The organism is Pseudobacteriovorax antillogorgiicola (genome assembly GCF_900177345.1).
Classification (GTDB): domain Bacteria; phylum Bdellovibrionota_B; class Oligoflexia; order Oligoflexales; family Oligoflexaceae; genus Pseudobacteriovorax; species Pseudobacteriovorax antillogorgiicola.
The window spans coordinates 64,785-79,056 of sequence record NZ_FWZT01000015.1 but is presented as its reverse complement, the minus strand read 5'-3'; the positions used below and the strand labels follow the sequence as shown (position 1 = coordinate 79,056).

The window sequence follows — 14,272 nt, the reverse complement described above, 5'->3', positions numbered from 1 at the left end:
CAGAAGAACTGACGCCTTTACCATGTCATAGTGATTATTATTTGTGATTAGGCTTGTCTCAAAGGCGGCTGTTGCGTAAAACGGTCTTCCAATGAAATGGAGGATGGTATGGTTGTTTTCCTACTTAGTTTTTTGAGCGCCGTTGCGCTTTCTTTAAATCTTGTTATTCCTGACGCGGTAGAATCGTCCCTCGCGAGCCGTCTTCCATGGATCGCCCTAGGTGGCATTTCCTTGGCCTCACTGGCATCGCTCCAGCTCATATGGCGTCAGCGAACAATGAAAGACATGGCAGCAAGGCTCAAAAACTACCAAGATCAGACGATCCAAGACAACCATGTTCGACAGACTCTCGCTGAGGAGCTAAAAACGGCAAAAGACCAGCTAGAAGCAGCTCAGTCGCAATCAATGGAGCTAAGCAAAAAAATCAGCACTGCAGCTGAGGAGCGGCAGGAAGTCTACCAGAAGTTTGAAGAAGAGGCGAAGAGACGCCTGGATCTAGAGCGGCAAGCCGAGCAGCAAGCTAGCAATAGTGGAGAAGGTGATGTGATCACGCTTCTGAGTACCTTGCAGAAAAAAGGCCGATTTATAGACTTCGTCATGGGCGATATATCCCAGTACCCTGACGCTCAGGTGGGTGCAGCCGCCCGTGTCGTACACAGTGGCTGCAAAAAGGCGCTCCAAGAGTTTCTCGACATTGCTCCAATTCATAACGATGCAGAAGGAAGCCTGGTAGCCCTAGCTACGGATGACGCCGACCAACTGTATCGCTTTTCAGGAAGGCAATCTGAAACCATACCCTCACAAGGTCGTCTGGTGCACAAAGGTTGGAAAACCAATCGCCTGAGCCTACCGAGGCGCACAACGCCACTTAACCCAGACAATATGATTATCATGCCAGCGGAAGTAGAATTATGAGTTTGAATCAAGGGGTCGGCATCGACCTTGGTACATCCAACACTGCGGTTGCCTGCTATAAAGATGAACAGGCGCAAGTGATTCCTGTTCGTCAAGACGTCGGCCTAAACGAGGAATTAGAACGAGATTCCCTACCATCTGTCATTTTTATCCCCCCTGGATCCAATTCGCTTCAATTTGGAGAGTGGGCCAAGGATCAGGGCAAGTCTCAGCCCGACCGAACTGTGAGTTCGGCAAAATCGTGGTTGTGTCACCACCAGGTAAATCGCGAACAGAAAATCTTGCCGTGGAACAGCGATATTCCAGAGGAGAAACTCTCGCCCATCGAGGCTTCTCAATACATTCTATCGTTTGTTAAGACAGCAGCCGAGTCTCGGGTGAAAGATTGGAGCGGAGTGGTGATCACCGTGCCAGCATCTTTCGACGAGAACGCTCGCCGTTTGACTCAACAAGCGGCCAGAGCCGCTGGCTTTGAACAGCTAACCCTGCTTGAAGAGCCTTTGGCTGCGGTATATTCTTGGATTGCCGATCACCACGAAACCTGGCGTGAGCAGCTCAGCGACGGTGATATGATCTTGGTGTGTGATGTCGGGGGCGGCACCTCAGATTTCAGCCTCGTAGCTGTGTCAGACGCTGACGGTGAGCTAGAGCTGGAGCGTATGGCTGTGGGCCAACACTTGCTCCTTGGTGGCGACAACATGGATCTTGCCTTAGCCTTTCGCGCCCGCATGGAACTTGAGAACCAGGGACAAACGATCGACGACTGGCAGTTCGCATCTTTGGTTTACCAGGTCCGTCAAGCAAAAGAAGCCCTGCTTCTGCAAGCAGACTTGCCCAGCATCACCGTGGGAATTGCGTCCCGTGGCAGCGATTTATTTGCCAAAGCAATCTCAGCCGAAATTCAACAGGCCTGGATTCGGGAAATGATTATCGATGGTTTCTTTCCGACCTGTGCCAGGGATGCCCGCCCCACGAGAGAGGTGGAAAGTGGCCTGAAAGACTTTGGTCTCAACTACGAACAAGACCCAGCCATCACCAAGCACCTTGCAGAGTTTCTAAGCCAGGCTGCAAAAAATATTGCCTCACATGAAGGCCTTGCCAGCCGGGCGGGAGCTTGTTGGGATGGCCAAGCTCAACAGATTAAGCCCAATAAGATCCTATTCAATGGGGGAGTGTTCAACAGCCTTCGCCTGCGGCAAAGGCTTGAAGAAACCCTCCGCGAATGGAACGGTGCCCCCGTCCAAAGCCTTGCAGGGGATGACTGCAACCTAGCTGTTGCCAAAGGAGCTGCGTTTTACAGTCACCTCAAAACGAGCCAAACCCACTTAAGAATCAAGTCAGGAACAGCAAACTCTTATTATCTTGGAATCGAGTCTTCTGGAATGGCTATTCCTGGTTTCAAAGCACCGACGAAAGGCTTGTGTCTTGTCCCTCAGGGCACCGAAGAGGGAAGTCACCTACGGCTTCCCAAACGCACATTTTCGTTAAAAGCAGGGCAAGAGGTGGAGTTTAAGTTCTATAGCTCTCGCACCCGAGCCGGTGATCAACTAGGCGATGAAATCGCCAATGCCGACCGAGATCTGGAAAATACCTTCCGCCTAAAAAGCACGATTGATCTTAACGATCTCGAAGACCAAAGCATCCCCGTATGGCTCGACGCTGATATAGACGAGCTTGGGACGATGACTATAAAAATGCAACATACCCAATCGGACAAGGCGTGGAATCTAGAATTTGATGTGAGGAGTCATGACTAAGCCTCGTTACTTGATCGGCATCGACTTGGGCACTTCAAACTGTGCCCTTTCTTATATTGATCTAGATAAAGAAGATGGGCAGCCTCAGGTTTTGGACATCGCCCAATGGTATGAAGGTGGTGAAGTTAAACGCCAGACCCTACCCTCGTTTCTGGCTTATCTCAGCAAAAGCCAAATCAAGCGCCACGAGGGCAAACTCAAGTTGCACGGGGAAACACCTGTTCATCTGATGGTTGGTCTTGGAGCTAAAGACCATGCCATGGAACGACCCGACCAAGTGATTCACTCGGCCAAGTCTTGGCTGTCTCACAAAGGCGTCGACAGAAGTCAGCCCTTGCTGCCGTGGAATTCCGATGAGATTTTAGGTGATAAGCGGCTCTCCCCCATTCAAGCAGGAACCCAGCTACTTGATCATCTTAGGCTCTGCTGGAACTATGAAATGGCAGCTATCGACGAGCAGCTAAGATTTGAGAATCAAAAAATCGCAATCACGGTACCTGCATCCTTCGATCCTGTGGCTCAAGAACTAACTCTCAAAGCAGCCTTAAACGCAGGCTATCCCGAAAACTCAATTCATCTTTTGGAAGAGCCTCTTGCGGCTTTCTATAACTGGCAAGCCCAAGGCCGAGACCAAGCCCTGGCAGGTTCGAAGGATGAAAGACGGGTACTGGTATGCGATATCGGTGGCGGCACCTGCGACTTTACCTTGTTAAAACTTGATGAGAAACCAGATACCCCGGTGTCTCGCATTCGAGTTAGCTCCCATATACTTTTGGGAGGAGACAACATCGATCTGGCTCTAGCCCACTTGGTGGAAGCCAAGCAGGATCAAAATCTGAGTTCGTATCCTTGGGCCCAAGTGTTAAACCAGTGCCGTGACATTAAAGAGAAGGTCCTCGGCGGTAGCGATCAGGATCGCTTCCATATCACGGCTCACCTTGGAGGCAGCTCTCTTTTTGGCCAGACGTTCAGCGAGGAGCTCAAACGGGCTGACGTTTTAAAAACTGTGGAACAGTTTTTCCCCCATTGCCCCCGGAAACAGGTCAGCCATTCATCGGAAAATGCCCTTCAAGACTGGGGTTTACCATTCGCCCAAGACCCAGCGGTGACTCACCATTTGGCCGAATTCTTGGATGGAACGGACGTTCACTACATCTTGTTCGCTGGCGGCACTATGAAGCCACGATACATTCAGGAACTGATCTGCGAGCAGCTGGAACGATGGCAGGGCTTCGCTCCTGAACAACTAGAACAGGATGACTTAGACCTCGCCGTAGCCAAAGGCGCTTCTGCTTATCTAGGGGCAAAGGTGAGCAAGCAAGGATTGGTAGAGTCTCGATACCCTAGGAACTTATTTCTAAAAGTCGGTGCAGGCAAAACAAGCAAAGCACTGTGCCTGATCCCTAAAGGCCAAGAAACTGAGGCCGTGATCGACTTGGACTTACCAGATCTAAGAGCCCAGCTCAATCGCAGTGTGGTTTTTGAATTATTAAGCGACTCATCGGCAAGACCTTATGAAAGCGGCGAGATTGTTTCCCTTGAGCCTCACTTTGAAAGTGTAGCAAGACTTCAATCTCGCTTAAAAAGCAAGGTCAAAGGCAATCCTTTAGTTGCCGTGAGTCTCAGAACCTGGATTCGTGAAACGGGGAGCCTTGTAATCGAATGTCATAGTCAAGAGCAACAGGACCAGTGGCCTCTGAGCTTCGATCTTAGTGATTCCAACTCTGCACCAAATGAACAGTTCAACAACCACGCTGTTCAAGTGATACCCACAGAAAAAACAGAAGCTCTCATTCGCGGGCTCTATGGAAAAGGAAAACATTCCCCTCAACTAAGACCCAAGCAATTAGCTAAAAGCCTCGAACAATTGTTAGACCGCCCACGGCAAGACTGGGACCTAGTAACGCTACGATCCATCTGGAGCAAGCTAGAATCTGGGCTCACAAGACGGGGACGTTCCCTGGACCACGAGGTCAGCTGGCTGAACCTAGCCGGCTTCACCATGAGGCCTGGTTATGGCCACAGTCAGGATGGGGATGCTATCGAATCATTGTGGCGAGCCCATGAACTGGGCCTTCAGTTTCCCAAAGAAGCTTCCGCGCAAGAACAGTGGTGGATTCTTTGGCGACGAGTAGCTGGCGGGCTTAGCAAAGAGCGGCAAGAACTGCTGTGGGATAAGATTTTTCCCAGCCTGAAAAAGGATCGTGCTAGCTCTGCGCAGCAGTATTTACTTGCTGGTTCCCTTGAGCGGGTGGATATGAATCGCAAAGTACAATTAGGCAATGCTCTAGCCCAACAGATCGCACAGGGCAGCAAAACCCATATGGATGCCAAGATCTGGTGCCTTTCTCGCTTAGCCAGCCGTATACCTCTCTACGGTGGCCCGGAACATGTGATTCGACCAAGCTTTATTGAACAGTGGGCGGAAACCTTAGAGCCGCTACGGGGCCACGATCATCTTTACCGCAATCTCAATATGTTCTATAGCCAGGCAGGCCGGATGGTAAATGATCGGGAGATGGATATTAGTCCAGAATGGCGCCAAAGATTTCTCAAAAAACTGGAGCCACTGGGCGCAGACCAGCATCATTATCGCGTGGTATCTGAATACGTTCCTGTCAGTCATCAAGATCAGAACCAACTGTTTGGCGAAGACTTGCCCCTAGGGTTGTATCTCTCGTGAGCTATGATCGGAAAAATTCCTTTGATTAAAACGACCCGAGCCGGAAGCCTGACTACAGACTCCCGGCTCAAAATGCACACTAAAGGGACGGAAACACTTGGCCCTCCGCTAGGAGGGAAAGCTTTTCTTGCCTAGCAAGATGATAGCTAAATTAAGGTTTGACTGTGAATCTCTTTTAACGAATCAATTAAGTTTCCATAAATTAGAGACTTAATTTGAGCCCTATCTCTGCGTCTTGTTTCGACAAAAATGTACCCTTAACAATCAGCAGCGCCCCCTGCGGCATTTCACTCGAAAAACAGCTGCTCTAGAGGTTTCTTGCTGCCTCAATCGCCTGATTCGCACCCTTATAATCTCCACGACGTAAGCGGCATTGAGATATCAACTCCCAGGCCTTGCGCTTCTGATGGCTTTGACTCGGGTGCCATAAGCCCAAAGATTTCAAGGCCCATTGCTCGGCTTGGTTTTCTTTACCTTTAGCGAACAGTGATCGAGCCATCATATAGGAAACTTCAGGATCTCGATAGTCGATGCGATAGGCACGCTCCATGGAAGCGATGGCTTGATCCATCCGCCCTTCATCGAGATGAGATTTGGATTTGCGAATTAGATGAGTCACTGCTTTTTTCTGAGCCCTCGGTCCTGATTGCCGGTGACTTTTAGGTGTCGGTCGGCGCTGTTCAGGCTTTTCTGGTGGCAGATCCGGCTTTGGCTCAGGAGGCTCAAAATCCTGATTAGGGGTCACACACGAACTTAAACCCAGCATAACAGTGACTAAAAGAATGAGTTTCATTGACGACCTCTACTCAAATAAACGTTTAAACCAGTCCATCACCGGGTCCATACTTTTAATACAGGGCGACTGACCTTCTGGCTCTTGACCCTTTAAGAATGGCATATTTCGTACACCCTGGCAGAAGTGGAAACTACCACGACCATTGTCTTCGTCCACCCAAAAATAATCCACATCGTCAGGCTTTTGAAAATTTAGCGGTTGCCGAGAAATATCTTTCATCAACCGAGCCCACACTTGCAGCGCTCCTGAACTTCCTGTGAGGGGGGTTTTCGCATAGTCGTCTCGCCCCATCCAAACAACAGAGAGCTTGTCCCCAGTAAAGCCAGCAAACCAGCTATCCCTCTTATCATTACTGGTTCCTGTTTTTCCTGCCGCCCTTAGCTCATCATCGATCGTGTTATAGGCGCTCTTTCCCGTGCCCTCATACATGACCACTTGCAGAGCATACTGAAGAATATGAAGCAGACCAGGAGAAAAAACTTGCTGAATATTGGGAGGATAAGACTGAAGAACCTGATCCCGGTAATTCATCACGTAGCGTACGCTGCGCAATTGAGCACGAAAGCCGGCCGACGAAAGTGTTTGGAAGATGTTCATCACTTCGAATGGGCTCAAACCAAACGAACCAAGCAACATCGCTGGATTGGTCGGGATCTCATCTGACACTCCGAGGCGCCTTAAGGTATCGGCAACTTTTTCAGGCCCGATATCGAGGCCTAAGCGGACCGTTGCTTGATTGTAGGAGTGAGAAAGTGCTTGATAAAGCGGCACAAGGCCGTGATTCTTTTGATCGTAGTTCTGAGGTTTCCATATCTTGCCATCAGCCTGCTTGAGCTCAATGGGAGCGTCATCTATCATGGACGATAGAACATACTCCTTCGTCTCCAAGGCTGCCAGTACCACTGCCGGTTTTACAAGAGAGCCGATAGATCGTTTGCTGTCCAAGGCACGGTTAAATCCTTGGTATCCTGAGCGCTTGCTTCCCACCACGGCTTCCACATCGCCTGATGCCCCCGCGACGATCACCGCAGCCTCTAAATCTTCACCGGCACGGCCCCAGCGTTTGATTACCTGATCAACAGCATCTTCCGCTGCCCACTGAGAATGAGGATCGAAGGCGGTAAAGATGCGCATGCCCTCCCCCTGCAAATCTTCGGCGTAGTAATCACGTTCCAGATGCCGTTTGACGAGATCAAGGTATCCTGGATAGCGAATACTCTTAGTTTTAGGAGTCGGAGGCACTTTAAGGGGCTTTTTCAATGCCTCTTGATAAGCTTCTTCTTCAATTTTCCCTGCTTCAAAAAGCATTCTTAGCACTTTGTTGCGGCGGCTGAGACAACGCTTTGGATGACGGCGAGGGTTGAAGTACGAGGGTCCGTTGACTAGAGCCACCAACAATGCAGCTTCGTCAAGGCTAAGCTCTTCGATTGACTTACTAAAGTAGTATTCAGAGGCGAGACCAAAGCCATGAATCGCTCGATTGCCATTTTGAGCGAGATAGACCTCGTTTAAATAGGTTTCTAAGATCTCTTCCTTGCTGTAGTGCAATTCAAGAAGTAAGGAATAAACTGCTTCCAAAAGCTTTCTTCGCAGACTTCGCTCGGAACTCAAATAGAAGTTCTTCACAAGTTGCTGTGTCAAGGTACTTGCCCCTTGCACGACCCGACCCGCTTTAATATTGGAATAAATAGCTCTTGCGATCCCTTTCGGGGAGATCCCCCAATGCTCGTAGAAGCCCTGATCTTCGACCGCGATCAAGGCATCAATAAGAACTTGGGGAGCCTGCTGAAGTTTGATCAATTTGCGATCTTCAAAGTGATGGGGATACATTCCACCCACCATTAAAGGTTCAAGTCTCACAAGATCTACGGGCTGTTCGTCGATGCTTAGATCGCTAAGGCCCCCCGCTGACACTTCAAACGAAACCAGCTGCGCTGGCTCTTTTTCATCCCAGAATTGAAACATTCGCTTATAAATTTTATAGCGATCCCCCCTCACAGAGAACTGACCAGGGGCTTGAACATCAACAACAGGAATATAGCCACTTTCAAGTAGCTCACGCCTAAGGTAGCGATCGTTCAGCTCCTTGCCATCGTACAGCTCCATGGCTCGGCCATAGACAAGTGATGGCAGTCGCCACTTTTTACCTTCAAACTTTTGCCTTACCTGAAAGTCGAGAAACACAAGCCCCGCCAGAAGCCCAATCACAAGGCTGATGGAGAGCACCTTAAGGAACGATTTCAATATCTTACTCCTCTTGAAACGCCGGAATGAGGGAGGGTCTGCCCGATCAGAAAGCCAAGCCTCGACGGCTATCCAGTCAAGGCAGAGCTTTTTCTGACTCAGTGGTAATAAAGATGAGCACCCAATCAGTCCTATCCAAATATCTTACTCATTATAGGATCTTAAGAAAGCGCGCAGGCTGTTTCCCATAAGTCCTAAAGACTATACAGAAACATGCCGATATTTCCAATGGGGACCACTAAATTAGAGGACGGTATGAAAGCTACTTACCTGCTTTTGGCGATTCCACTGTTGTTGCAGACGGGGTGCCTGACCAAGCAAGATATGGCTTATGTGGATAAGACCATAGAGGAATATTACCAACTCCACTGGCAGCCGCTCATGAAAGAGATCGATAAACCCACTGATGAGCGCCGTTTTGAGCGTCGCCCGCAAAAGACAGTAGTTTGTAGAAAGAGCATGGTACGCACCTTACCAGAAGAGTGTGAGGAATACCGGGGCAAGAAGAAGAAACGCAAGAAGAGGCGAGGCAATCGATTTAGCTACAACCGCTAAATCTTCGGTCTCAGATTCAAAAGCCATGTTTCAAATATGGAATTGCCAGCTACTCCTTCGCAAAATCCGTGATGACGGCGATGCTGCCGTCGTCTGGTTTCAGTTCGCCCCTCATGCCAAGGCCACTCGATACCACGCTTCCGCTTAAACCTAGATAGTCAGCCTCATAAAGATCTGATAGAACTAATGCTTGCATTTTTGGTCGTGATTTTCATTGAAGGTTGCAATCCATGGCTACACTGGACAAGAAGACCCTTGCCGATAAAACACAACTCCACGAGATCATCGTTGCTCAGATGAGACAGAACCTAGATGATATTGTCCGTTCGGCGCAGGCTGCCCACGGGGGAGCTACTCACGAAGATGCCGTTGCGAAGAGCAAGTACGATACCCACGGCCTTGAGCTATCTTATCTTGCTGGCTCTCAGTTTGAGCGAGCAAACTTATTAAGAGCAGACATCGTGTCATTCTCGGCTCTTAAACCCACTCTTTTTGACAAGGATCAAGCCATCGGCGTTAGCTGCCTTGTCTCTCTCGAATCTATTCACCCTAACCAGAAAAAGTTGGTGTTTCTCTCCCCTTACGGGGCAGGGATGACCGTCAATTGGCAGACCAGCCCAGTAAGTATCGTTAGCCCCGAATCCCCGTTAGGTGTGGAACTGGTGGATAGCTTTGCCGGCGACGAAATTGAAGCTGGCAGCCAAACCCTAGAAATCATTAGCATTCTATAGAGCCAGGAAGCAAGATCCCAATTTTCTAAGGAATTTCCTTGTGTCGGATTCGTTTTCACGTTAAAAGCACCACACAAAAAAGACGTACTGATGATTCATCGGTAAAAGATCGGGTATGCAGCAGGCTCTGACGGAGTTAGCTGCCGTTAGACAAAGAAAGAAGTATATGACCCAAGAACTCACGTTTGCCACTCTAGGCCTAAGCCAAGACATTGTTGAAAATCTAGAATCCATTGGCTTCAAAACTCCCACCCCCATCCAAGCAAAAAGTATCCCAGAACTACTAAACGGCGGTCGCGACATCCTCGGACTTGCGCAGACTGGTACTGGTAAGACGGCTAGTTTTAGCTTGCCCATAATTGAAACGATCAATCCAGATCTACCGCGGGTACAAGCTTTGATCCTAGCTCCCACACGAGAGCTTGCAAAGCAGATCTGTGAAGAGATTTATCGCCTCAAAGGTCAGCGCAATCTTAAGATCTGCTCGATCTACGGTGGTTCGTCCTATGATCGCCAAATCAGAACCCTTAAGCAGGGCGCTCAGATTGTTGTCGGAACTCCGGGCCGCGTGATCGACTTGTTGGATCGGAAGGCACTTCGAGTCGACGACCTCCAGTATGTAGTCCTAGACGAGGCGGACGACATGCTTAATATGGGATTTATCGATGATATCGAAACAATCCTAAGCTTCGCTCCGGAAAATCGTCGGATGTTGCTTTTCTCTGCGACAATGCCACCACAGCTCAACCGTATTGTCGATCGCTATATGAAAGAAAAGATCGAAATCAATCTACGGCCAAAAGAGCTAACCACAGCTCTGACCGAACAGATTTATTACGAAGTCTATGATTCAGACAAGCAAGAAGCCTTGGAGCGGGTTATTCACGCCAATCCAGATTTCTATGGTATCGTTTTCTGCCACACCAAAGTGGAAACAGATGAAGTGAATCATCTGCTGATTAAAGCTGGCTTTAGCAGCGAAGCCCTTCATGGTGACATCAGCCAGAACCAACGAGAGAAAATTGTTCATCGCTTCAAGAATCGCAAGCTACAAATTCTTGTCGCTACTGATGTGGCAGCACGAGGGGTCGACATCAAAGCCCTCACCCACGTAGTGAACTACTCTCTACCAAGTCACCCTGAGTCTTACGTCCACAGAATCGGTCGAACCGGTCGGGCTGGAGAAAAAGGTATGGCGATTAGCTTGGTCAGCCCTAAAGAGCGTCATCGACTCAGATCGATTCAACACGTTGCGAAGGGTAAGATTGAAAAGCAAACACCACCTTCGGTGCAAAGCATTATCAAAGCCCAGAAAGAGAAAATCCATGCAAAGCTAGCTGGAGCATTGGATAGCTTACAAAATTCTAGTGAAGAAGGTCGATTTGAGCACTACTTCACTCTTTCTGAGAATATTTTGCAAGATGTGCCTCCCAACCAGGCTATTGCAGCACTGCTGCAAATCGGTTTTGGAACCTCACTTTCTGAAGGCGATTACCGCCCTCTAAAAGCTCCTCGTCCTGAACGCCGTTACGACCGTAACAACAGCCAGGGTGGGCGATATGGTGATCGTCGCCGCCGAAGCAACGATGGTTTCTCAGGGGGACGCTACGGCGAAGGTCGTCGTTCTTATCGCGGTGGTTCTCAAGGGGGCGGCAGCAGAAAAGGTGGTCAGAATCGCTATGATCAACGACCTCGTCGCTACAATTCTGACAACCCTAGCTACGGTTCTGGTAGCAACTAAAACAAAAAAATCCGAATAAACATTCGGATTTCAGACTTTCTGATACGAATAGGGCCCCAATTTCTCGGGCCCTATTTTTTTCATTGCTTGTAGAAAATTTCAAACTTCACGCGACGATTTCGTGAGCGACCTTCAGAAGTGTCGTTACTTGCATGAGGTCTTGATTCACCGTATCCAACCGGGATAACCTTTTCTCGTGGCACGCCGACCTCGTCGACGACCCAATCCAATACAGTGTCTGCTCGGCGATCACTAAGTCCGAAGTTGTATTCGTCCGAGCCTAGTTTGCAGGCATGGCCCTCCACAACAACCCTTTCGATCATGTGATGGTTTTGTAAAACCGACTTCACCTTATCTAACTTAGACTTTTCGCTTCCGGTGCTCATACGATACGAGTCATAGGCAAATTGAATATCTTCCAATTGTATCACCAGGTCAGGGCTTGTTTTCACTTGTGGTGGAGATGGTGCCGGCTCGTGGATGAGTACAGGCTCGTCCCTCTTGAGATCGATATCAAACTTCCAAAGCAAGCCAACGAAGTAGCGCTGATCAGCACTACTCACCGCATGGCGCATTTCAGCACCACCACCAGCCTGCAGAATCAATTGATCGATAGGACGATAACGAAGGCCAGCGACACCCTCTAGCACCGAGGCATTCCTTGGTGAAATCGCCACAATATCTGTTTTAGTGTAGTTGCCATAGAACTCAGCAAGAGCGCTCCATCTCGTAGATGGGATAAACCACTCCACAGCAGAGGAAAACAGCCACTGATTCTCATAGGGCTCAATGGGAGTATCATTATCGAAGGCAATACTCTCACCAGAGTTTCGCCACCGGTGCCCTAAGTTTGCTGCCAAGTGTATTTGACCAAACTGCAATTCACCAGCTAGCTCTAAGGAATATGCTGGCCACTCTTCATCACCGGTATAAGGATTATTTTCTACCCTATTGTAATTGACAGTACCAACGAGAGCAAGACCGCTCATGGCCCCTTCCAAGAACCGCCACTTGAAGCCGCCGCGAACTTCTGTATTGCCCATCTTATCGAATTGGCCATGATACTGATCATCGTCAGCCACTCGTTGGTGAACAATATAGGGAACCGACAAACTTAGATCGAAACGATCGCTTAGTCCGAGAGCAAAGTTCACATCCATAGCTGACAACCCATCGTTGTATTCTTTCAGGATATCACGATTGCCGTCTGGCTGTTCGAAGTATGGCAGGGTGTTGACACCATGATTGAGGCCCAAACTAAGGCTGAATCCACCTGCCCCTAAAGTCTTGCTTGAATGGACAGTTAAATAGTCCACAAACGATATACCCTGGTTAAAGTTCTGGTGGTCGGAGCCAATGGTATTGGCAAAAGCAGCGGAATTATAGAGCAAAAAAACAGCGACAATGGTCTTCCACATGACAGCTTCCCCAATAATAGAGTCGAACAAGTTCCACATTGCTAACATTGCAAAACCGAAACCAATGCTATCTATCTAAAAAAAGACCCCATTCTTACCCAGGGTATTTGCAGGAATCAGATGACTGTCAAGCAAGTTGACAAATCTCGATTAACACTGAGGAAAATCTTTCCCGACATAAAATTTTGATATGCAAAATAAAGTAAACTTTCCTTCAAAAATTAAATTTAATTATATTAATTATAGAAACTTAAAATTTAAATCTCATGTGCAAAATATAACTGCCGATGGGTTCTTTGTAGGTCGCAAGATCAACCTGATAACAAAACATCGAACCTTTATTGGAGACCAGAGTCTATGAACCTCATAAGCAAACTTATCAGCCTAAGCATCATGTCTAGCATTGCGATATCCTGTGGTCAGAGTGACGAGCGTGAAGAAACATCGACTACAAGCTTAAGCTCTAGTGAAACGGTTTCTAGCGAGTCTGTATCAACCAGCCTCACCGACGCTTTAGAAGCGTTGAGCGATAGTAGTAGCAGTAGCAACTCTAGCACGCTAGCCTTGCAAGGCAACGAATCTCGGCCAACAATTGAGAGAAGTCGAAGCTGTGTAGAAGATGGTACTAGTGCCCAGGTAACACTTGAAAAAAGCATCAGTGGCTCAGTGGAGTTCACGACCCGCTTTGCGACGATCACACGAGAATTGACCGGCTCTGGCACAACCATTAGGACTTGGAGCCAAGGCGAGACTGCTGTTTTATGTGATAGCTCAAACTCATATGCAGATATAGACTGGGATGGAGACATTAGCAACCTTTCCCTTTCTCTTAGCTTCGATCGAAGTAAGTCCTCCAGTAATTCAAGGGTGCGCTCTTCTGATAACAGCGAGACCACAAGGACCAAGCAGCAGACAGCTTCCGGCAGCCGCACCATAACTTGGATCTCTCATACCGACAATGGCGATGGGACCTTTACCCGGGTAAAATCAGTTTCCAGTTCAGTGACAAGAACTAGCGAGGTTTCATCATCTAACAGCGATAACAACGTGTCCTTGTCTCTAACGATTGAAACAGTGGATGGTGAAGAGCTTAACGTCACGAGCGTTCGAGATGCAACTAGCTACGAATTGCAGTCGAAGCTTATAAGTTCAGGTTCACTCAGAGCATCAGAAGACGATGCGTCCTATGTCGTCACCAGCTTTGACGACTACCTGATCACCTTTGTAGATGGTGAGTGCACCCCAACATCTGGAAAGCTGACCGCAAATTTCTATGATAACGGGAGCGATACTGCAGTAAAAACGCTTGAAGTGTCCGTTGATAATGGCTCTTACACCTTGATGGATATCACCGACTCAGATAACCCAGAGGAGATCACTGACTTTGACTATGACCTTTGCTATGCGGCAGACTTTCAATAAGCCCTAGGAA

Annotated in this window: 11 protein-coding genes; 7 read left to right on the top strand and 4 right to left on the bottom strand. The window is 48.5% G+C overall.

Features of this window, described 5'->3' with window-relative positions; genetic code table 11:
- Positions 1 to 108 precede the first annotated feature (108 nt).
- The 3 genes from B9N89_RS18810 to B9N89_RS18800 are packed head-to-tail and all read left to right on the top strand — an operon-like array spanning position 109 to position 5,355.
- Complete coding sequence (locus B9N89_RS18810) at positions 109 to 915, top strand: DUF2760 domain-containing protein (protein WP_159455482.1); 807 nt, start codon at positions 109 to 111, stop codon at positions 913 to 915.
- A complete protein-coding gene (locus B9N89_RS18805) occupies positions 912 to 2,672 on the top strand; it encodes an Hsp70 family protein (RefSeq protein ID WP_132319730.1) in 1,761 nt (586 codons plus the stop codon). The genes B9N89_RS18810 and B9N89_RS18805 overlap by 4 nt, the downstream gene beginning before the upstream one ends.
- Positions 2,665 to 5,355, top strand: coding sequence for a hsp70 family protein (locus tag B9N89_RS18800; protein ID WP_132319728.1), 2,691 nt, complete (start codon positions 2,665 to 2,667; stop codon positions 5,353 to 5,355). The genes B9N89_RS18805 and B9N89_RS18800 overlap by 8 nt, the downstream gene beginning before the upstream one ends.
- Positions 5,356 to 5,662: 307 nt before the next feature.
- On the opposite strand, the gene B9N89_RS18795 is transcribed toward B9N89_RS18800, so the two are convergent.
- Positions 5,663 to 6,148: a tetratricopeptide repeat protein gene (locus B9N89_RS18795; RefSeq protein WP_132319726.1), complete on the bottom strand. Its 486-nt coding sequence runs from the start codon at positions 6,146 to 6,148 to the stop codon at positions 5,663 to 5,665.
- Between the two features lie 9 nt (positions 6,149 to 6,157).
- Entirely contained in the window at positions 6,158 to 8,395 is a 2,238-nt protein-coding gene (gene mrcB, locus B9N89_RS18790) for a penicillin-binding protein 1B (RefSeq protein ID WP_159455481.1), read from the bottom strand.
- Positions 8,396 to 8,650: 255 nt separating this feature from the next.
- On the opposite strand from mrcB, the gene B9N89_RS18785 reads away from it, so the two are divergent.
- The gene (locus B9N89_RS18785; protein WP_132319722.1) at positions 8,651 to 8,950 is read left to right on the top strand and encodes a hypothetical protein; all 300 of its coding nucleotides are present in this window, start codon (positions 8,651 to 8,653) and stop codon (positions 8,948 to 8,950) included.
- Between the two features lie 49 nt (positions 8,951 to 8,999).
- Here the strand turns inward: B9N89_RS18785 and B9N89_RS31450 are convergent, their stop codons facing one another.
- A complete protein-coding gene (locus tag B9N89_RS31450; RefSeq protein WP_159455480.1) occupies positions 9,000 to 9,146 on the bottom strand; it encodes a hypothetical protein in 147 nt (48 codons plus the stop codon).
- Between the two features lie 34 nt (positions 9,147 to 9,180).
- On the opposite strand from B9N89_RS31450, the gene B9N89_RS18780 reads away from it, so the two are divergent.
- Both B9N89_RS18780 and B9N89_RS18775 read left to right on the top strand, forming a co-directional pair.
- Positions 9,181 to 9,681 (top strand): hypothetical protein, encoded by a 501-nt coding sequence (locus B9N89_RS18780; protein WP_132319720.1) that lies wholly within the window; start codon positions 9,181 to 9,183, stop codon positions 9,679 to 9,681.
- Positions 9,682 to 9,847: 166 nt separating this feature from the next.
- On the top strand, positions 9,848 to 11,422 hold the full coding sequence (locus B9N89_RS18775; protein ID WP_159455479.1) for a DEAD/DEAH box helicase: 1,575 nt from the start codon (positions 9,848 to 9,850) through the stop codon (positions 11,420 to 11,422).
- A gap of 80 nt (positions 11,423 to 11,502) precedes the next feature.
- Here B9N89_RS18775 and B9N89_RS18770 read toward each other — a convergent pair whose 3' ends face one another.
- Complete coding sequence (locus B9N89_RS18770; protein ID WP_159455478.1) at positions 11,503 to 12,840, bottom strand: OmpA family protein; 1,338 nt, start codon at positions 12,838 to 12,840, stop codon at positions 11,503 to 11,505.
- Positions 12,841 to 13,197: 357 nt separating this feature from the next.
- On the opposite strand from B9N89_RS18770, the gene B9N89_RS18765 reads away from it, so the two are divergent.
- The gene (locus B9N89_RS18765) at positions 13,198 to 14,262 is read left to right on the top strand and encodes a hypothetical protein (protein WP_132319714.1); all 1,065 of its coding nucleotides are present in this window, start codon (positions 13,198 to 13,200) and stop codon (positions 14,260 to 14,262) included.
- Positions 14,263 to 14,272: the final 10 nt, after the last annotated feature.